The sequence below is a fragment of the Desulfovibrio sp. genome (assembly GCF_034006445.1).
Taxonomy (GTDB): domain Bacteria; phylum Desulfobacterota; class Desulfovibrionia; order Desulfovibrionales; family Desulfovibrionaceae; genus Desulfovibrio.
The window spans coordinates 1-20,493 of record NZ_JAVESS010000016.1 but is presented as its reverse complement, the minus strand read 5'-3'; the positions used below and the strand labels follow the sequence as shown (position 1 = coordinate 20,493).

General features: G+C 55.1%; 16 protein-coding genes and 1 pseudogene. 9 read left to right on the top strand and 8 right to left on the bottom strand.

Going from position 1 to position 20,493, the window contains the following annotated elements; translation table 11 throughout:
* Positions 1-22 precede the first annotated feature (22 nt).
* Positions 23-1,774: a potassium-transporting ATPase subunit KdpA gene (kdpA, locus tag RBR41_RS11470; protein ID WP_320352739.1), complete on the bottom strand. Its 1,752-nt coding sequence runs from the start codon at positions 1,772-1,774 to the stop codon at positions 23-25.
* A 917-nt stretch (positions 1,775-2,691) separates the two neighbouring features.
* Here kdpA and dsrO point away from each other — a divergent pair.
* Genes dsrO through RBR41_RS11455 form a run of 3 tightly spaced genes read left to right on the top strand, consistent with a single transcriptional unit; the run spans position 2,692 to position 7,582 of the window.
* On the top strand, positions 2,692-3,453 hold the full coding sequence (gene dsrO, locus RBR41_RS11465) for a sulfate reduction electron transfer complex DsrMKJOP subunit DsrO (RefSeq protein ID WP_413785154.1): 762 nt from the start codon (positions 2,692-2,694) through the stop codon (positions 3,451-3,453).
* Between the two features lies 1 nt (position 3,454).
* Positions 3,455-4,447: a polysulfide reductase NrfD gene (locus tag RBR41_RS11460; RefSeq protein WP_320352736.1), complete on the top strand. Its 993-nt coding sequence runs from the start codon at positions 3,455-3,457 to the stop codon at positions 4,445-4,447.
* 12 nt (positions 4,448-4,459) lie between these two features.
* Positions 4,460-7,582 (top strand): molybdopterin dinucleotide binding domain-containing protein, encoded by a 3,123-nt coding sequence (locus RBR41_RS11455; RefSeq protein WP_320352735.1) that lies wholly within the window; start codon positions 4,460-4,462, stop codon positions 7,580-7,582.
* Positions 7,583-8,169: 587 nt separating this feature from the next.
* On the opposite strand, the gene RBR41_RS11450 is transcribed toward RBR41_RS11455, so the two are convergent.
* From RBR41_RS11450 to RBR41_RS11430, 5 genes are all read right to left on the bottom strand, one after another.
* Complete coding sequence (locus tag RBR41_RS11450; RefSeq protein WP_320352734.1) at positions 8,170-8,631, bottom strand: septal ring lytic transglycosylase RlpA family protein; 462 nt, start codon at positions 8,629-8,631, stop codon at positions 8,170-8,172.
* An 18-nt stretch (positions 8,632-8,649) separates the two neighbouring features.
* Positions 8,650-9,432, bottom strand: coding sequence for a DUF459 domain-containing protein (locus tag RBR41_RS11445; RefSeq protein ID WP_320352733.1), 783 nt, complete (start codon positions 9,430-9,432; stop codon positions 8,650-8,652).
* A gap of 60 nt (positions 9,433-9,492) precedes the next feature.
* Positions 9,493-9,756, bottom strand: coding sequence for a hypothetical protein (locus RBR41_RS11440; protein ID WP_320352732.1), 264 nt, complete (start codon positions 9,754-9,756; stop codon positions 9,493-9,495).
* Positions 9,753-10,028 carry a hypothetical protein gene (locus RBR41_RS11435; protein WP_320352731.1) on the bottom strand — a complete coding sequence of 92 codons (276 nt, stop codon included), beginning with the start codon at positions 10,026-10,028 and terminating at the stop codon, positions 9,753-9,755. Before RBR41_RS11435 ends, RBR41_RS11440 begins: the two co-directional genes overlap by 4 nt.
* A 482-nt stretch (positions 10,029-10,510) precedes the next feature.
* Positions 10,511-10,636: a helix-turn-helix domain-containing protein gene (locus RBR41_RS11430; RefSeq protein WP_320352730.1), complete on the bottom strand. Its 126-nt coding sequence runs from the start codon at positions 10,634-10,636 to the stop codon at positions 10,511-10,513.
* Between the two features lie 723 nt (positions 10,637-11,359).
* Here RBR41_RS11430 and RBR41_RS11425 point away from each other — a divergent pair.
* Positions 11,360-12,148 (top strand): EF-hand domain-containing protein, encoded by a 789-nt coding sequence (locus RBR41_RS11425; protein WP_320352729.1) that lies wholly within the window; start codon positions 11,360-11,362, stop codon positions 12,146-12,148.
* A 230-nt stretch (positions 12,149-12,378) separates the two neighbouring features.
* Here RBR41_RS11425 and RBR41_RS11420 read toward each other — a convergent pair.
* A pseudogene (locus RBR41_RS11420) lies at positions 12,379-13,512 on the bottom strand (IS3 family transposase).
* A 110-nt stretch (positions 13,513-13,622) separates the two neighbouring features.
* Positions 13,623-15,380, bottom strand: coding sequence for a sigma 54-interacting transcriptional regulator (locus tag RBR41_RS11415; RefSeq protein WP_320352728.1), 1,758 nt, complete (start codon positions 15,378-15,380; stop codon positions 13,623-13,625).
* Between the two features lie 191 nt (positions 15,381-15,571).
* On the opposite strand from RBR41_RS11415, the gene RBR41_RS11410 reads away from it, so the two are divergent.
* The 5 genes from RBR41_RS11410 to RBR41_RS11390 form a co-directional block, all read left to right on the top strand.
* A complete protein-coding gene (locus RBR41_RS11410) occupies positions 15,572-16,060 on the top strand; it encodes a glycine/sarcosine/betaine reductase complex selenoprotein A (RefSeq protein WP_320352727.1) in 489 nt (162 codons plus the stop codon).
* Between the two features lie 42 nt (positions 16,061-16,102).
* A complete protein-coding gene (locus RBR41_RS11405) occupies positions 16,103-17,350 on the top strand; it encodes a glycine/sarcosine/betaine reductase component B subunit (protein WP_320352726.1) in 1,248 nt (415 codons plus the stop codon).
* Positions 17,351-17,475: 125 nt separating this feature from the next.
* Positions 17,476-18,759: a glycine/betaine/sarcosine/D-proline family reductase selenoprotein B gene (locus RBR41_RS11400; protein ID WP_320352725.1), complete on the top strand. Its 1,284-nt coding sequence runs from the start codon at positions 17,476-17,478 to the stop codon at positions 18,757-18,759.
* Between the two features lie 80 nt (positions 18,760-18,839).
* Positions 18,840-20,075 (top strand): SLC13 family permease, encoded by a 1,236-nt coding sequence (locus RBR41_RS11395; RefSeq protein WP_320352724.1) that lies wholly within the window; start codon positions 18,840-18,842, stop codon positions 20,073-20,075.
* A gap of 129 nt (positions 20,076-20,204) precedes the next feature.
* Positions 20,205-20,493, top strand: a 289-nt coding sequence (locus RBR41_RS11390; protein WP_320352723.1) for an NAD(P)/FAD-dependent oxidoreductase, incomplete at its 3' end; no start/stop codon positions are given.

The window sequence follows — 20,493 nt, the reverse complement described above, 5'->3', positions numbered from 1 at the left end:
TCCTTGATGCGCGATATTCAGGCTACCGCGCCATTTGTAAATGTTCGGCCACAGGCCCGAGAGCCAGCGCGGGGAAAAAGCTCAGTGCGCCCACAAGCAGCACCACAAAAACCAGCAGGAAAACAAATATGCCGTTGCTGGTCGAAAGCGTGCCAGCGCTGGCGGCCACCTTTTTTTTGCGGGCCAGGCTTTCCGCGACCGCGAGAATAGCGGCAATGGGCACAAACCGGCTGGCCAGCATGAGCGCGCTGAGTAGAACATTGAGGAACGGCGTGTTGGCGTTTAATCCGGCAAACGCCGAGCCATTGTTGGCCCCGGCAGATGTGGCTGCATATAGGATTTCGCTGAATCCGTGCGGCAGAGGGTTGTTGAGGCTTTCCACAACCTGCGGCGCAAGGCACATGATGCCGCTGCCGATCAGGATGATCACGGGGGTCGCCAGGCAAACCACTGCAGCCATCTTCATTTCAAAAGGTTCAACTTTCTTGCCCAGGTATTCCGGGGTGCGGCCCACCATAAGTCCGGCCAGGAACACGGTCAGCAATACAAAGGCCAACATGCCGTAAAGTCCGCTGCCCACGCCGCCGTACACCACTTCTCCCAGTTGCATGAGCACCATGGGCACAAGACCGCCTATGGGCGTGAAGCTGTCGTGCATGGCATTGACCGCGCCGTTGGACGCGGCTGTGGTGGCGGCCGCCCATACGGCGCTGTTAACTATGCCGAAACGCGTTTCCTTGCCTTCCATATTGCCGCCGGGCTGGGCAATGGAGCCGTCTTGCGGGGACAGATTTATCCGTTCGTTTTGTGCAAGCTGCGGCGTCGCTTTCTGCTCGGCCCATGCCGTGAAGCTCACAGCCATTGCCAGCAGCAGGAACATGGCGGCAAACACGGCGAAGCCCTGGCGCATGTCGCCTGCTTTCTGGCCAAAGGTGAAGCACAGCCCGGCGGGAATGAGCAAAAGACTCAACATCTCCAGCATATTCGACAGGGGAGTGGGGTTTTCGTGCGGGTGGGCAGAGTTGACGCCGTTATAACCGCCGCCGTTGGTTCCCAGTTGTTTGGGAGCTACCTGCGAAGCCTGCGGCCCCATGGGAACCATTTGCTCGGTAACGGCTGTTCCGTCTTCTGTGGAAAGCGGTTCCAGCAGGGCAACAGTTTTGTAGTCTGAGAAATTTTGCGGCACGCCCTGCCACACAAGCAGAAGCGACAGCACAAGAGAAAACGGCATGAGGATATACAGAGTGCCCCTGGTGACGTCAGCCCAAAAATTACCCAATGCCGCAGTTCCCGAAGATCGCAGGCCCCGTATAAATGCAAACAGAACGGCAATGCCCACAGCGGCGGAAGCGAAGTTCTGCACTGTAAGCCCGGCCATCTGCGCCAGATAGCTCATGGAGCTCTCGCCGGAGTAGGCCTGCCAGTTGGTGTTGGTGACAAAGCTCACGGCGGTATTCAGGGCAAGGTCCCAGCTTGTGTCGGGTATGCCTTGCGGATTCAGGGGGAGCGTATGCTGCACCATAAGCAGAAGAACAAGAATCACGATGCTGACGGCGCTAAAGGCCAGCACGCAGCCCAGGTACCGCTTCCAGCCCATCTGTTCCGTGGGATTCACCCCCAGAATTCGGTACAAGGCGCGTTCACAAGGCGCAAGCAAGGAAAGGATGCCCAGCGACTCCCCGTCCATGACCTTGCCCATGTATATCCCCAAAGGCCACGCAAGCACGGCCAATACCAGAAGGTACAGTGCGCATTGAAGAATGACATTTTCCATAAAATCCTCCTGCGGGTGGTGAACCTTTCCCGCAGAAGCACGGTATGAAAAACAGCATGAAATTGGTGTTAAATTTGGGCAGATGGTATTAAATCTGTCTTAAATCGCGGGGGCTCCAAACCGCCAATGGCGTACCCGCAATTTCGGTGGATACATACCAACATAAGCGGAGGCTCTGGAACGGTACCTTGAACCAGCGCTGATTATGCTGTTCAAAAAAGCTGCCCACCAGTCCTAAATACGGTAAAGCCCGGATTGCTACGCAACAATAAGTCTAATGAAGTAAGTGGGATGCCGTGATAAAAATGTCAACCTGAGGGGTTGCGGCCGGGGAAAAATGGTGTGGTGGTACAACGTGAATCTGCGGCCAGGGTGGGGGCCAGGGTGGGGGCTGGATGTGGCGGCCAGAGTGGAGACTGGCTGTGGCGTGAACCTCGTCCCGCCACAAAATAATCCGTCAAAGAGAAAAAGGCATGCCTCCGCTCGCGAGCAAGGTCACAGGAAAAATGCTGTTGTCGGCATCATTGCGTTATCGTCAGCAGCCCTTCGCACTGTTTATATCCATCCGGGACTGCAGATAAAATATTTTCGTGTCCGTCCTGGGCGCATAGGCTGGTCTGTATTTTATGACCAAATGAGTGCGAGTGGCACAGTGGTAACGCCCGTAGTCTCATGATTGTGCACAAAATACCAATGTTGACACGGCAACCCCCTCTCCATACAAGACTAGTCTATACTATTATGCGTCAGAATGGGTTCGCATGCATGATAGCGACTAGATCAGAGTAGCTTTGAAATGTTTCACATTTCAATTTGTCATTCTGCCGAAAATGCGATTTGCGACAGGATCCACGCCACGTTGTGGCGCGCTGCACTTGTGTGCAGCGTTAGAGCATTTGACCTTTGAAATAAGGTAAATGCTCCAACCTGGAATAGCATATCTAGCTGTAAAAATTGGAGACTTGATGCAACGTCGAACATTTCTTTCTCTCTGCTGCGTCAGCGCAGCTTCGCTGCTTCCGGGCCGCGCGTTGGCTGAGGCAGGTGAGAGTAAATCCCGATACGCCATGCTGATTGATTTGAGGCGCTGTGTGGGCTGTCAGTCGTGCACGGTCTCGTGCGGGGCGGAAAACGCCGTGCCGCTGGGGAACTTTCGCACCACTGTGAGCGAATACGCCATGGGCGGCGTCCCCTCTGAGCACAAAGTGCCCTCGGTGGCAGTCATTCCCCGCCTGTGCAACCATTGCGAAAATCCCCCGTGCGTGCCCGTGTGCCCTGTGGGAGCCACGTTCAAGCGGGCAGACGGCCTCGTCCTGATCGACGCCACAACCTGTATCGGCTGTGGGTTCTGCGTGCAGGCCTGCCCGTACGACGCCCGCTTTCTGAACCGGGAAACCCACACCGCAGACAAGTGCACCTTTTGCGCGCACCGGACTGCCGCCGGGCTTCTGCCCGCCTGTGTGGAAAACTGTGTTGGCGGCGCTCGAATTTTTGGCGATCTGCGCGATCCCAAAAGCGCTGTCAGCAAAATGCTGGCCGCATACAAGGGCAAGATTGCCGTTTTGTATCCCGAAAAATCTACCGATCCTCATGTGTTTTATCTCGGGTTGGACAGGTTCTTTACCCGCTCGGATTCCATTCCGCAGCCAATGCCTATCACACCACTGGAGAGGACGTAGCATGCACGACATTCTTGACCTTGTGCCCTTTGTCAACAGGCCGGAGTGGGGCGCGTGGGAACCTCTGGCCCTGATCATGATCCTTGCGGGCGGCGTGAGCGCTTTTGGCGCGGGGCTGGCCGCCCTGCGTGGGGCAAAGCCCTTTATGGTGCATGTGCTGGCGCTGACAAGCTGCATTGCTCTGGCCTGCGGGATTATGGGCGTATTTGTGCCGCTTGAGCAGCCCTTCCGCGTGTGGGAGTTTGCCGCACATCCTTCATTCAGTTCCTGGACAGCCTGGGGAGCCTATATTCTGCCCCTGTGTCTTTTGAGCGTGCTGGCGGTGCTCTGGCAGAGCGGCAAGGAGCAGACCGCCAATCGGGCCGTGGCCCTGGCTGCGGCAGCTCTGGGCATTTTGGCCCTGGCCTATGCCACGGGCGAAGTTCGGGCCTGCGTGGGCCGGGTTCTCTGGGTCGGGTACTGGTCGTCGATGGAGTTGATTGCCGCCGGGATTGCGGCTGCCAGCGGTCTGGTTCTGCTGACCTGGCTGCGCCTGCGTCTTGATGATTTCGCTCAGGGGGTCAGTCACGTGGCCCCGCTACTGACGCTTGGCGGCCTGTGCCTGGTATTGCAGATGCTGTGCGCTTTGCTGACCCTGCTGGTGCGCGCTCCGCAAGGGTATGCCGCCTTTGTGGGCATGTGGTGGCACGCGCCGGAGATTCTGTCGGCCCTGCTGGCCCTCTGCACTCTGCTGCTCGGCAGCGGCACTCTGGGCCGCCTTGCGGTCAGGGGATCGTTTGCGCTGCTTTCCGCCATGCTGCTGCTGTGGAAGATCATCCACATGGGCGAAATATTCGGGCGCAACGCCTCTCTGTATCCCGCGCGCGAAGCCTTTGCCGACCTCCTCACGCTGGACGCGCTGGCCGCTTTTGGCGGCACCGTTGGTCTGATGGTTGTTCTGGCGACGGTTCTGCCTTTCCTGCTGCCTTCCTCCTCCAAGGCCAAACAAATTTAGACGGATATACTGATGGATACCAAAAAACGTAAAATTTTGGGCGCAGGCGCGGTGATTCTTGGCGCGGGCGCGGTGGCCGCCGCCACAGCGGGCGCCGGCAAAAAAATTATTAATGGCATTGTGAACGGCACCGCAGGTGAGCCGGTGCGCGACCCCATCAACAAAAACGCCCTGCAGCCGGAATTTACGGTGGCCGAAGACGGTGCGGTGGCACTGGGCAAGGGCAGGCGCGTTGCCTTCAACCATTGCTGGGGCTGCTGCACCATGTGCGGCGTGCGCCTGCACATTGACGAAGCGCAGGATAAGGTCGTTCGCGTGGCGGGCAACCCGTACAATCCCCTTTCCGCCTCACACGCCGTGCCCATGAGCATGCCTGTGCGCGAGGCGCTTGTCGGGCTTTCCGCCAGAAGCGCGGGGGAGGAAGAACCCACAGGGCATGAGCGCCGCTCCACCGTTTGCGGGCGCGGCGCTGCCATGATTGACGCTTCGGCAAGCCCTTTTCGCATTACCCACTGCCTCAAGCGGGTGGGCAAGCGCGGTGAGGGCCGCTGGAAAACCATTGCCTTTGAGCAGCTTGTTGAAGAAGTGGTTGAGGGCGGCGACCTTTTTGGCGAAGGCCATGTGGACGGGCTGCGGGCCATCCGCGAAGCCCCCGGCCCGGCCAGTCCCCAGAACCCGGAATTCGGGCCGCACTCCAACCGGCTGCTGCTGACCTATGCTCTGGATGATGGCCGCGAACGCTTTTTCTTTCAGCGTTTTGGCGTGCAGTCGTATGGTACGCGCAATTTCGGCAAGCACGGCGCGTACTGCGGGCTGTCGTTCCGCATGGGCTCCGGCCTTGTGCTGAATGATATGGCTACCAACGCGCACGCAAAACCGGATTTTGAAAATTGTGAGTTTGCCCTGTTCTGGGGCACCGCGCCCGCGCAGGCGGGCAATCCCTTCAAGCATTCGGCCCGCATGGTGGCTGAGGCCCGCACCAACGGCAAACTGCGCTATGCCGTGGTGGACCCGGTACTGCGGCTTTCCACCACCGATGCCGTGCGCGACAGGGCCCGCTGGATTCCTGTGCGGCCCGATATGGACGTGGCTCTGGCTCTGGGCATGATCCGCTGGATACTGGAAAACGAGCGTTACGACGCGCATTTTCTTTGCCGCCCCACGCTCAAGGCCGCCACGGATGCCGGGGAAGCCGCTTTTTCCAACGCCACGCACCTTGTGTGCCTTTCCGGCCCTGAACAGGGCAAGATACTGCGCATGCCGCCGCAGGCCGAGAGCAAGGGGCCGGACGGAAAGCCCCTGCCCGGTGAAGCGCTTGTGCTTTCGCCCTCTGGCGAGTTGCTGCCTGCGGACAAATGCGCGGAAGCGGCGCTGTTTTTCAACGGCGAAGTGACGCTGCCGGACGGCGCGCGGGTTCAGGCCGCCACGACCCTGCAGTTGCTCAAGGAAGAAGCCCTGGCGCACTCGCTGGAGGAATATGCGGCCCTGTGTGGCGTTGCCAGCGAGACCATGATTGATCTGGCGCGGGAGTTCACGGCCCACGGCAAAAAAGCGGCGGCGGACGCTCACGGCGGCATGATGACCGCCACGGGCATGAACGCCACCTTTGCCGTGCTGACCCTCAATACGCTCATTGGCAATCTCAACGCCAAGGGGGGCCTGTGCGTCGCGCCCGGCAATTTCCACAACCCGGCTTTTCCCGGCCCGCGCTATAATCTGGCGGATTTTCCCGGCAAAAAGGAACCCAAGGGCTTTCCGGCCAACCGCTGCAAGGCGGCGTACGAAAAATCCACTGCCTACAAGCAGAAGGTTGAGGCCGGGGAATCTCCGTATCCCGCCGCAATGCCGTGGTTTCCGCTCACTGCGCCCAATCTGCCCGCCGAGCACCTGCTGGGCCACGCCAACGGCTATCCCTTTACTTTCAAGTGCTGGATCAACTGGACAGGCAATGTGATTTACGGCCATGGCGGGCTCAAGCGGGCGCTGGACTCCAAGCTGAAAGATCCCAAGGATCTGCCGCTCATTGTGGGCATTGACGCCTTTCATAACGAAACCAACGCCTATGCGGACTATCTTGTGCCGGATCCCTGTCTGTACGAGGTGTGGGGCGGTTTTGCCGAAGCATGGAGCGGCGTGCTGACCCGCATGTCCACGGCGCGCTGGCCTGCCATTGAGCCGCGCCAGCAAAAATCGGCCTCCGGGCAGCCCGTGTGCATGGAGCTTTTTTTGATTGAGGCCGCCAAGCGCATGAATTTGCCCGGCTTTGGCGACAAGGCCATTCCTGATGCCTCCGGCGAACTGCACCCGCTGCACACGCCGCAGGATTACTATCTGCGCCTTGCCGCGAACATGGCTTTTTTCAAAGGCAAAGTCCTGCCTTCACCCACGGAGCAGGACGTGAAGCTTTCGGGCATCGGCCGCATAATGGCCGACATTATCAAGGTGCTTGAGCCCGAAGAGCAGGGGCCTGTGGCCTATCTTTACAGCCGTGGCGGGCGCTACGAGCCTGCTGCCGACAGTTATGAAGGCGATACGACCAGGAGCCGCTGGACGAGGGCCATGTGCATTTATAATGAAGAAGCGGCCACGGCCGTGCATTCGCAGACCGGCAGGCACTACAGCGGTATCCCGCGACTGCGCGATGCGGAGTTCACGGACGGAACGCCCTTGCGCTCACGCTGGACGGACAAGGAATATCCCTTGCTCATGGTGTCTTTCAAGTCCAACCTCATAAACTCCTACGCCATCATTTCGCCGCGTCTGCGCTCCATCAAACCGGTCAATATGGTGATGGTCAACAAGGATGACGCCCAAGCGCTGGGCATTGCCCATGGCGACATGGTGCGCCTGGTCACGCCCGGCGGTGCGGAAACAGCGCAGGCCACCGTGTCGGACGGCATCATGCGCGGCGTTGTGGGGGTTGAGCACGGCTTTGGGCACAAGGCTCTGGGTGCAGGAGACATCGTGGTGGACGGCGAGCGCATTGTGGCGCTCAAAGGGGCCGCCGCAGGTATCAACCTCAATGATCTTGTGCCGGACGACCCCAGCCGCAAGGGCTTTTCTGCCTTGACGGAAAGCGACACGGGCAGTGCCGTGCGTCAGGGCATTCCCTTGCGTATTGAAAAACTGGCCTGACTGCCCCGCGCATAAAAACGCAAAGCCCCAACGGCTGCCGACCGGCGACCGTTGGGGTTTTTTAGTGTCAGGGCAAACTCTTTGGCGCAGAATCGCTTTAAGATGGTGTGATGCCGACAGGCTTTGCTTCTGTTCATACTCACGCTTTGCCTGTGCAACTCTGCCGGAGCAAATGGCGCGGGGCTTCTGTAATGCCCCATGGATCAATCAAACCTCTGAAGAGTATCTCAACGCCCTGGCATCATCACAAAGAGTCGTGAACTTTCTGAATCTGTGCTGGCGGGGCTAGAGTAAAAGCTAGCCAGAGATAATTACTGGCGATCTTGATGCACGGCGTAGGGCCATGTTTATTGGCCCTGTGTGTTTTTGAGAGGGGCTGTGCAGCATAAGCAGCCCATCGATATGATCGGCTGACGAGGCAAGCGTTTCGCCGTGCCCCGCCTGAGGTACAGAAAGCAGAACAAGCAGCAGCCAGACGTGTCATTTCATGTGGTTCACGAAAGGTTATATGTCTGGCGCAATGGTTGCGCCGTGCCTTACGCAGGCGTGCTGCCAAGTGTGGCCCTGGCAGCGCGGCCCCACCTTTGCTATTTGCGCGCCGAATTGTAGGCGTATGAAGCAGGCAGGGCAACAATTTCCAGCGTAACGGTTGCTCTGCCCTGACGCAACATGCCTATGTCGATGGCGGCTTGACGCGAGATATCAATGATGTAGCTTGGTGAACTTGGCCCTCTGTCTGTGATCTGCACGATCGCTGACTTCTTTGTCTTTTTATGTGTTATCTTTACCATTGTTCCGAAGGGCAGGGTTCGATGCGCGGCTGTAAGCTGCGTGCTATCAAAGATTTGGCCACTTGCGGTGCGTTTGCCGTGTGCTCGCAAACCGTACCACGCGCTGGTTCCGGTATATGTTTGGCCCACGACAAACTGGGTTTCGGATTTTTTTGTTTCGTTCTTGTTCTGGCGCGAAGAATCATCAGCGTGCGCAGGATATGCTAGCAGGCAGAAACAAAGGCATATGAGGATAAAAAGTTTTGCAACATACGTCATGAAGCCTCCTCTAAAGCACTAGCGAGAAAGCCCCTGTTCAATCTGGGGCAGAATGGCGCGAGCCAGCAGGGTGTTGCCAGCTTGAGTCACGTGAGTTCCATCCTTGGTTCTCAGGGCTATTTTTTTTCTGTTACTGTCAACAATGAACCGTTGATAGTTGCCGGTGGGATCTGCCAGCGTTTGCCACACATCTGTGAACACAACATTTCTGTTCGCACAGGTCTGCTTGATGACTTCCCTGACGGCAAAAATCCTTGGCCGCAGGTACTTGGATCCTATGATGGGGGGCGAAACAAAGATGGGTGTTCCGCCGTTCTGAACAATAATGTCTATGAGTTCTTCAACCTTGTGGGCATAGGCCTGCTCCCACGCGGGAGAAATGAAGTGGTACTTTTTGCCCACATCAGAGACTGACTGGTCGTCGTTGGTGCCAATGCAGATCACAACCAGTTTGGGGTGCAGGGTGGTCATGTAGGTGCGCATGGTCGTGGGCCAGTCGTAAAAATCTGGACGGCACAAACCGGTGGACGCAACCCCGGCCTGCACAATTTTAAGGTTGTCCGTATGGGGCAGCATGCCCGCCACTACGGGGCCAAGGCCTTCCATGATGGAATCGCCCGCAAAAAGCAGGCATGGCTGGGTGGCGGCGGATGCTTCAGGCTTGCGTTCAGGCGTTGAGCGTTGACCGTTACAGGCAAACAGTGTGAGGCTGAAACAAAGCAGTAGAACAAGACCCGCCGCAGTGGGCAGTTCTTTTTTGGCCTGATGCCTGCGGCGAACCGGCAGGAAGGGCAAGCCCATAAACTTTTTCCTTTTCAAGAACGCATTTTTTGATGCTGGGAACAACCTGCTGAATAATCATCAGACTTCCCGCATGGTCAACATGGTATCTATCCACCTTGTGGCTACGCACCATTTCCCCGGTGGGGTTTTCATAAATACCTGGTACTGTCCGTTTCCGTTTGCCAGTGTGGGCACCGTATCAACATACTCAATATTTCTGTTGGCGCAGGCCTTGTGCTGCAATTCAGAAACAAGCGGAATCCACTTGGCATATGCTTCAGACATGACTGGCAGGCCTATCCGTATGGGAACAGCATTGCCCTTGCAAACAATATCAATCATGCTTTCTGCAATTTCAACGTATTTTTTCTTCCACTCGGCAGATGTGAACGGATATCTTCTTTGTTCGTCAAAAATTTTTGCAGGTTATTGGCACCTTTAAAAAACAACACAACATCGGGCTTGTGCTTTTGCATGAATTCTTCAAGCTTCTTGGGGCAGTTCAAGTTTGTGCTTACGCAAAGACCCGTAGAATGCTTTGGCACAGAAAGAAACTGGATGTTTGGCACGCTGCTGTAATAGTTACGCATTATTGCCAGAGTGATGTCTTTCATAAAGGAATCACCCACAAGCAAAGCCTTGTAGCGGTGCGGCAGGGAGTTGGCAAAAATGCTTTTGCCCGCAGCTTTTGCCCGTTTTAATTTCCTTTGTTTTCTGCTTTGCCCTTGAGAGAAGAAACACTGGTGGTTGCTTCTGCCGAACTTTGAAGAGCTTTGCAGGCTCCTACCAACGCCAAAATGTTTGTAGTGAGGCTGCGAACATTGACTGCCGCTTCGCCTGCTTTCCGTCCAAGGACAGATAGCGATTTCTGGATATTTCCCAACCTTGTACGTTTTTAATGCTGCGTACGTTCGAGTCTTCTGAAGGAGGGGTCACAACGTTTACTATGCTGCGGAATTAACACATGAACACGCCATTGATCATAGCCCCTGCGCCCGTAGGTTATTCTTCTGGCGGCATGGCCGCCAACCGGTGCAGATGATCAAAAAATTCGCGAAGATCAACTCCTGTTGCCGCACAAGGGCAAGGGCAGACATCACGCCAGGCTCTTCTTGCCTTTTTCTGCCGCATTGATATTGCGCAGGTCATAGCCCGCGCTTTTTGCCATGGCGGTCTGCGACATGCCGACTGCCAGCCGTGCCTGAGCCAGCAATGGACCCAAAAAGCTCTTATGTCATCGACAGATCCCAGCGGCTGGTACATCACGCTCACCCTTTTATGGGCAGATGACGCCCCATCACGCACAGCACTGGCGGCTTCTTCAAAAAGAGCTTCAAAAAACTCTCCCGGGTCCGCATCAACCACTGCGCCATGCGCAGCGCAAGCCGCACGCCGGTTGACGCAAGCCGTCCTCAATACGCTGGATATTGCGCGTGTGGTATTGCAGCTGCATGGCTACCGCTCACTGCGATACTTTTTTCTGTTCACGCTTTCGCCGGAACATCGGCCCGAATGGACATAATAATTCCTGCATCTGCAAAACGTGAATGAAACACGGCACATTCGCTAGTCGTATATTGACCGCCAACTAATTTTGCATGGTCTGCATGCAAAGAACAGCATCGCTGAAACTTGCACGAAAAAGGCCGCTTAGACACAGCAGACAGTTCAAAGGCGGATTGCGCACGCTTTACGCAAGGCCCTTTGGCAGCCGTGCAGCCTGCTGCCAAGCCTGCGCGGACACGTTGAAGCATCCAATGGGAAAATTTTTCCTCAAATAGGGAATGGTATATTTTTTGCGTCTTACGCACCGTAGGAAATGTTTTCCTCGCAGGAGCGGGGCTGCCTGTCATACCTGATTCACCATCTGAAATGGGTTTTTGATTGCGGGTCCCATGGAACTAGCTCCTACGCGGAATATGCTCACACCAAAAGGGGAAATAAAATGAGTATTAGTTCCATTAGCTCGCAAAGCTCATCATCGTATTGGGAGGAGATGTTCGGCGGATCACGCGCAGAAAATTCTCAAAAAACCGATGGTGATGATCTTGCCTCAAAGTTGTTTCAAGATTTGGATTCTGATGAAAGTGGCGGCATAGGCATTAAGGAGTCCGGTCTGAGCCAGAGCCAGTTTGATGCTTTGGATACAGATCAGGATGGCACGGTTAGCTTGACGGAACTGCAAGCAGGGCTGGAGTTGCAGCGCCAGGCTTTCTTTACCAGCATGAAGATGGAGAGCGGTAGCACTTCCGCTGCTTCCACTTCAACTACTTCTACTTCCACTGGCGGGTCCGAGCAATCACAGGCGCAAAGCCTGCTTTCTGCCATCATGAACGGCGAGCCCTTGCCTCCGCCCCCAGATGGTGCGGGCAAAAAGGGCGACCTTGCATCTAAGCTCTTTACAGATCTGGACACCGATCAAAGCGGCGGGATAAGTGTCGGCGAATCCGGTCTGAGTCAATCCGTTTTTGACTCGATGGATACCGATCAGGACGGCATTGTCTCAATGGAAGAATTGAGTGCAAGCCTTGAAAAGCAAAAAGCCAAGTTTGCTTCAGGGCAAAACACCGAAAATCAGTCTGTAGAACTCGACAGCGAAAACAGTGCCTCCAGCATATTGAATGCAACTGGCAATATAAGCTCCCAGCGCATTCTTAACAGCATCGCCAACGCGGTATACCGCAGCATGGCGGATCAGGGAACACAGAGCCAAGGGCTGGTCATGACGGCCTGAAGATCACAATATGCAAAATGTAGAAATCAAACTCATTTGCAGAAGATAAAGCCGCTCCCCTCAGGAACGGCTTTATTTTTTTGGAAATAAATCTGCATGGCCCATTGATATCGAGTCGCAGGGAAGCGTATTTATACAGCTTTGCAGTGTGCGCAGCTATGTAGAGCATTTTAACGTTGAAAAAGTGTAAATGCTCTAACGCTGCACGAAAGTGCAGCGCGCAATTGACCTTACCCCACTGCGTATACCACTCGTAAGTTATTGGTTCCCAATGGGTTGCAGGTTATATTCTTTGCGCGAAATTCTTCCGGTGTTAGCCAGCCCAATGCGCTGTGCGGTCGCCGATGGTTGTAATCCTGCCGCCAGGCTTCGACTGTTCTGCGGGCATCGTGCAGGGACAGAAACACGTTCTGATTTAAGCACTCATCCCGAAATTTTCCGTTAAAGCTTTCACTGTGCCCATTGTCCGTGGGCTTCCCCGAACGAGTGAACTCTATCTGTACTCCATGCTCAAAAGCCCAAGCGTCCAAGGCCTTACCGCTAAATTCTGGACCGTTATCAACTTTGATACGTTGCGGTAACCTTCCTTGGAGGCGTAGTTTTTCAAGGACGCGCACAACTCGAGCTCCAGGCAACGACATATCCACTTCGAGCACCGGGCTTGAACGATCCCACAGATCAGCAATTGTCAAAATCCGGATGCGTCGCCCTCCCATAAGGGAGTCGCTTACAAAATCCATCGCCCATTGTTCATCTGGGCCATCAGGGCCAGCCTGGACAATACGGGCATGGCTTGGACGCTTCACGCGTTTGCGAGTACGCAACGAAAGGTTTTCTTCCTGGTAAATCCTTTCTGTCCGCTTGTGGTTCTGCACCAACCCGTCCCGGCGCAACAACTCATGTAGGCGCGGAGAACCGAAACGCCGCCGAATCTTCCGCCAGTTCCAGCATCCGCGTCCGTAAAAGAAGATCACGGTCTTCAGATAGTGATCGCCTGGATGAACAGCGGTTAAACTGAATCACTCGGCAAGCCCGCCGCTCTGAGTAGCCATGCGCAGTCTGAATGTGCTGCACGGCTGCCCTATTAGCTGCGGGCTTCAAAAGTTTTTTGAGATCACGTCCTTCAGGACGACAATATCAAGCGCTTGTTCGCCTACAAGTTTTTTCAGCCGGGCGTTCTCTTCCTCCAACTGGCGTAACCGCTTGGCGTCAGAGATGTTCATCCCACCGAATTTACTGCGCCATTTGTAAAAGGCCGCATCCGAAATACCATTCTGACGGCACAGATCGACAACGCGAACTCCAGCCTCGGCTTGCCGCAAAATCGCAATAATTTGTTCTTCGGTGAATCTGCTACGTTTCATTCTTGTGCTCCTATGTCAGGAACACCAACTTTTCAATGACATACTTCTCGGGGGGAGGGTCACAGTCAGTGGACATGCCAGGAGCGTTTTTCACTACTGCCTTCCAGATTTTACCCTGAAATGATTCTGTACAGTTTTGACCGCGATATTCCCAATGCGCCACAAGCCGCAATTTTGTTTCCATTATATCGCTCAAGCGTGCTCATGACGACTTTACGGCTGTATTCTGAAATAATATTGTTGAATTTTTCAGAATGAATACGAATATCAGATGATGATTCTAAAAAATATTGGGGAAGATGTTTGCATTCAATGGTGCCGCCATCTATGATGTTAAAAGCGTATTCAATGATGTTTCCAAGTTCTCGTACATTGCCCGGCCAATCATAATTCATAAAGTGATAGTACACATCCTTGGAAACACCACTGACATTTTTCTTAAATGTTTGGGAACATTCACGTAAAAAATGAATAATGAGTGACTTGATATCACTTTTCCGATCTCTGAGCGGTGGAATGGTGATGGAGACCACATTGAGCCTGAACAGCAGGTCACTGCGAAATTGCCCCTCTTTCACCAGGTACAGAAGATTGCGGTTCGTGGCGCAGACCACGCGCACATCCAGCCTTTTTAATGCCTGCCCGCCTATGCGCTGAACTTCGCGTTCCTGGATGATCCGCAGCAACTTGGCCTGGAGGGGCAGCGACATCTCGCCGAGTTCATCAAGAAAAATAGTGCCGGTATGGGCCTGTTCGAACAGCCCGGGATTTCCGCTTTTTTTGGCCCCGGTGAACGCGCCGGAGTCATAGCCGAACACCTCGGCCTCCAGCAAGGATTCGGGCAAACTGGCGCAATTGAGTTTGATGAAGGGCCCATTGGCACGGTCGCTGAGTTCGTGAAGAGAGCGGGCCAGCAGCTCTTTTCCTGTGCCGCTTTCGCTCTGCAGCAGTACCGTGGATGATGACGAGGCCACCTTTTTGATGATCTCCTTGATTTGCAGCACCGCCTTGCTTTGCCCAACGAAGTCTCGTAACGCGGCCCTTCCCAGTTGTTTCCGGTTTGAAGGCTGGGGCCGCACAGTCTCGGGCTTGCTCGTCCTTGGCAACCATGTTGCGGATCCGACGCTGGCGTCCTTTTTCATGCCGTGGTCTGCAACGTCGGCGTGTTGGGCGGATTCGGTCTCGCGTGAGAAGCGCAGCATAAAACCGTGAAGTTTATTGTCAGACAAAAACAGAGCGCGTTTTTCAATTACAAGGCGCATGCCGTCAGCCGGTTTTGCCGTTCCTTCCTCATGCTCATCGGAGACCCATACGGGTGCTTCCGTGGTGGGCAAGTGCCCGAACAGGTTTTCCAGTTTTGCCAGGTTGTCCAGATCGGCACCGGCATTTCTGGCCGCGAGCAGTTCGCACATGGCTTTGTTCATGAACACTATGCGCTCAAAGACATCCGTGAGGACGATGCCGTCGGCCAGAAACTGCATGGCTATCTTGAACCGCAGCACCTGGGTCAATTGTAGGCTCAGATCCTGCGCCATCCGCTTGAGATCTGTGATTTCCGACAGAATGAGAATCAGATCGTCCCCGTTGAAAAAACCCCGCACCACATAGGCATGGTCTCCGACATTCAACTTCCTGAGTTGAATGGGAGTGGCGTCTTTTTTGAGAAAAATATCACCAAGAGAAAGTTCTAAGAAAAAAAAATCCGCCAGCTTGCGCACAGCTCCGCCCGCGTGGGCCAGCACCGCTCGCCCGGCGGTATTGCCGGGGATGGCGGCCCCCTGAGGGTCGAGCAGGAAGAGCGCATCATCGAGGTTGTCCAACAGCTGTGGACTGGAGAACAGGGCGTGGGGAGTAAGTGTGTTATTCATGAGAAAAAATGTCCCATTTTTGAAAAATTATAACATTCTTATATTTCTGACTATTTAAAAATTCTTAAAAAATATTGTCTCAAATTTAATACAAATTGTAAAGAATGAATCATAATTATCTGAAAAACATGAGAAATTGTTGTGGCATTCCTATTGCTATAAATATCACAAGTGCAACCGGAGGATGACATATGGAAACTACAGCCCGGAAAATCATCGTGATCGGAGCCATGGACGGCGTACCGTCCGAGGCCATTTCCGCTGCCCTGACCGAGAGCGGGCATACCGTGGTTTTTGCCATCAATCAGTTCTTTGTCTGAATGATGGCAGGAGCCATGGATCTGGAAGATCAATGGAAATTGGTGACGGTGGTTAAGCAATACGGCAGTGAAAATCTTCATGTGCTCCTCGGTTGCCCCGACGCCGAAAGCAGCCAGATACAAGGGGATACCGTCTCTACCGGGGATCCGTCGTTGTCCGGTCCGCTGACCGACAGCCAGTTTTGCCTGAAGGTGCACCACGTATCCGAGCCGGAAGTACGAGGGTTTTTCTCAAAAGAGGCATTTGCCCGACATATTGAGCCCTTTCTCTCCCTCGTGGATGCAGAGGCAATCCGACAGCGCATGCATGAATTGAGAGGGCAGATGGTGCAGTCCAGGCCCAGGCCTATGCACGGCTGAGTATCGGCGGCGTTAACATAGACCTTTATTGAGGAGTTGGTCATGAAACTTGAATTGTGCGACTTTCCGGTTCGAGAGGTTCGGTTCGGAGCGCGGACGGAATTGTCGGGTGCCGTTCTTACGATCGACAGAGAGGAAATGGCCCGACGGGTCAATGATGATCAGTTTTTTTCAGAAGTGCAGATAAACATTGTCCGGCCTGGTGAGTCCGCACGGATCATCAATGTTATGGACGTAATGCAGCCCCGCATCAAGGAGGACGCGGGCGTAAGCCCTTATCCGGGCGTTTTTTCACCCATGAGCCTGGCAGGCAGTGGACGCACCCACGTGCTTGAGGGCGTCAGCGTCCTGCAGACCGGCAATCGTCAGGGCATTCAGGAAGGCATCATTGATATGTCTGGCCCCGGCGCGCAGTATTCCCTTTTTAGCGCGCTCCATAATGTCGTCCTCAATTGCGTCACGGAACGTGAAGTTTCAAATGTGGAGTTTGACAAGGCCACGCGCAAGGCCCTTGTGACGGCGGCCCTGTACCTTGGTGAAACCACGCGGGGTATGCAGCCGGAAAAGGTCCGCCATTTTTGCATGGACGCCCCCATTGAAACGCCGCTGAAAAAAATCGTTTATGTCTATTATCTGCAATCGCAGGGCCCTTTACGCAGCACCTTTGTGTATGGTGAAAACGTTACCGCTCTGCTTCCCACCTTGCTGCATCCCAATGAAGTACTGGACGGCGCGATCGTCAGCGCCAACTACATTATCGCCTGCCAAAAAAATCCCACCTATTTGCACCTGAACAATCCTGTGGTGCTGGAGCTGTGCGCCAACCATGGGAAAACCCTTGAGTTTGCCGGTGTGATCATAGCCAACGAACACAGCACGCTTTTTGAAAAAAGGCGCACGGCGGAATTTGCCGCCAAGCTGGCCCGGCAGTTGGGTGCCCAAGGCGTAGTCATGACGCAGGAAGGCGGCGGCCACGCTGATTCCGATCTCATGTTCTGCACCCAGGCGTGCGCGGCCCAGGGCATTGCATCGGTAATGCTCATCAATGAACTTGCCGGGCCCGAAGGCGATCAGCCCTCACTGGTGGATACGACGCCCTTGGCCAAACATGTGATCAGCACAGGCAACAATGATCAGATTATCGCTTTGCCGTCTGTGTCCACCCTTTTGGGGGGGGCTTCCCTGCTCAATGTTCCCGATGCGTCCCAGTCGTTCAAAACGGCGTTGGGCAGAATGTATACGGCCACCAACCAACTCGGGGCTTACAGGTTGCAGGCCACCGCGTTCTGAGCCGTGGCGGGGTGAAAAGCATCCTGCCAGAAAGTAACGCGGCTTTGTTGAAAACACCCTGAGGTTGTGCACACGCCATTCACAGACCGAAATGGGAAATAAAACTCCAACCACTATGGAGTGCGATGATGAAGATCGTCCACTATCTCAATCAGTTTTTTGGGCAGATCGGGGGAGAAGACAAGGCGGATATTCCTCCGCTGATCAGGCATGAGCCTGTCGGCCCGGCCCAGGCTTTTGCGGCGCAGTTGAAGGATATTGCCACCGTATCGGCCACTGTGGTCTGCGGCGACAACTACATGGCCGAAAATCAGGACAAGGCCATTGAAACCCTCTTGACCTTTATCCGTGCCGAAAAGCCGGATCTGTTCATGGCAGGCCCGGCATTCAATGCCGGCAGATATGGCCCCGCCTGTGGAGCCATCTGCGCTGCAGTGGCGGAAGAGCTGCACATCCCTGTTATTACGGGAATGTATGCAGAAAATCCCGGTGCGGAAATGTACCGCCATAAGGTACTCATTGCGCAGACGGGCAATTCCGTGGCGGGCATGCGCCCGGCCATTGCCGCCATGTGCGCTCTGGCGCGCAAACTGGCTGCCGGCGAACCGCTGGGGCCAGCCGCTGTGGACGGCTACCTGCCCTCAGGCCTTCGCAAGAATATCTGGAGTTCCGAGACCGGAGCCCGGCGCGCAGTGGAGATGCTGCTTGCCGTTATTGATGGCAAGGACGTGCCCACGGAACTGCCCATGCCCGTCTTTGACGAGGTGGCTCCAGCAGCCCCCGTGGCGGATGTGTCCAAAGCGCGCATCGCGCTGGTGACGGAAGGCGGACTGGTGCATAAAGGGAACCCTGAAGGTTTGGAATCCTCCCGCGCCAGCAAGTTTTTCCGTCTTGAGCTGGAAGGCTTGCAGACGCTGTCTCCTGATGCCTTTCAGACCGTGCACGGTGGCTACAATAACGCTTTTGTCAACGAAGACCCCAACAGGTTGGTGCCTCTTGATGTCTGTCGCGATCTGGCGAGCGAGGGGCATATTGGCGAACTGGCCGAGTATTGCTTTACAACCACCGGCAACGGCACATCATACCAGAACAGCAAGAACTTCGGTGCGGCTATTGCTTCGGCCCTGCTGGCCGACAATGTGCAAGGCGTCATCCTTACATCCACCTGAGGAACCGGAACTCGTTGCGGTGCAACGATCACCAAAGAAATCGAACGGTGTGGCATCCCCACAGCGCAAATCTGTACCATAACCTCCATAGCCTCGGCCATCGGCGTGTCGCGCATCGTCCCAGGGATCGGCATTCCGCACCCTGTGGGCAATCCTGCACTGACGCCCGCTCCTGAAAAAAATCTGCGCAGACAGATTGTGCTCAAGGCGCTGGAGGCTATTGCCAGAGAACCAGCCTAGCCCCGTGAGCAAAGCAGCGGCTTCCCGAGCCAATATCATGAATATGATCACAAACTACAATCCCATCAGGAGCAGTGTTTATGACAACTCTTCAGATTTGCGCGCTTGTCTGGCTCGCCTTTGTGTTTGGACTGAGTCTGTGGCAGCACATCAACCTTGGCCTGATCATGATCCCGGCCAGCTTCATCCTTATTCTGTTCACCGGCCTTCCGCTCAACGCGCTGTATTCCGCCTTTCCCGCCAAACTGGTGCTGCTGGTTCTGGGGGTCATGTATTTGTGGAACCATGTGCAGGAAAGCGGCTTTGCGGGAATTATCGTTAAAAAGGCCGTAGCGCTGGCCAAAGGCAGGGTCTACCTCCTCCCCTGGATCATCCACGTGCTGGCGGCCTTCATCTGCGCCGTGGGCGCCCTGCCTGCCGCCGCCTTTGCCATCACTGTTCCCGTGGCGCTGGAAATCGCCAAACGCGAACGCATCAGCCCGACGCTTATGGGCGTTATTCTTATTCAAGGTTCATGCGTAGGCGGCTTCACGCCCTTTAATCCCTGGGGCAACCTCGTGGCCGAACAGGCCGCCAAGGCTGGCATACCCATTGACGCTTTGTATCTTTTCCTTTCTCAGGGTGTCATTGCCGTGGCCGTGGCCGTGGCGGCCTTTTTCATCTTTGGCGGTCTGGAACTGCTGCGTCGTCCCATAAGCGCAACGCTGAGCGAAAATGAAGGCGCTCCTGAAAAAACTGTTCTCACGCCGTACCAAATCTGCTCGTTCCTGGGCATGCTGGCCTTCATCGTTCTGGTGCTTTTCAAATATGATGTCGGCCTGACCGCTTTTACCATCGGCATGATCCTGCAAATCGCCTTCCGCATCAAATCCAAAGCGGCCCTGAGCAAGCTGCCCTGGGGCATTTCCATCATGATCGCCGGCGTGCTGATCTATGTGGGCTTACTGGAAAAATTGGGCGTACTGCACACGATAGGCGACTACCTTGTGAGCATACAGCACCCCTCGTTGGTGCGGTTTAGCGTGACCATAGTGGGTACGATTCTGGCCAACTTTGAATCATCATCCATCGCCGTTCTTGGGCTAGTCATTCCCGTGGCCGTCAAATCCATGGTCGGGGTCACGACTATCCTGTCCAACAGCATTTATCTGGGTGTGCTTTCGGGCTGCCTGGTGGTCATGTGCGCAAGTCCCTTTCATATCGGCGGCGCGCTCATCCTGTCAGAAGCGGAAGACTACGACCGTACGTTCAAGCAGCTTTTATTCTGGGTTTTGGGGCTTACCCTCGTGATGCCGTTTATTACCTTCCTGCTGTAATTACGCTGGCATCTGTAGAAAAAAATATCGGCCACAGGCTTCCCTGAAAACTCGCGAAGCTCAAGCAGGGATTGGGAACTTACTTGTCTGGCACGCCCTTGAGTATGCCGGAGAATACAGGAAGAGAGCATGGAAAAACGTGAACTGATCATCATCGGCGCGGGCCCTGCCGGGCTTTCCGCCGCCATCTACGGCAAGCGGGCCGGTCTTGATACCCTGGTGCTGGAAAAGGGCCGCCCCGGCGGGCAGATACTGACCACCAGCCGGGTGGAGAACTACCCCGGCATCCTAGACGGCACCGGCACGGGCCTGGCCGACGCGTTTCGCGCCCATGCCGAGTTTTTCAAGGCGGAATTCAGGTCAGCTTCAGTGCAGAAGCTTGAGGTGCGTGACGGAAAAAAAATCATCACCCTCAAGG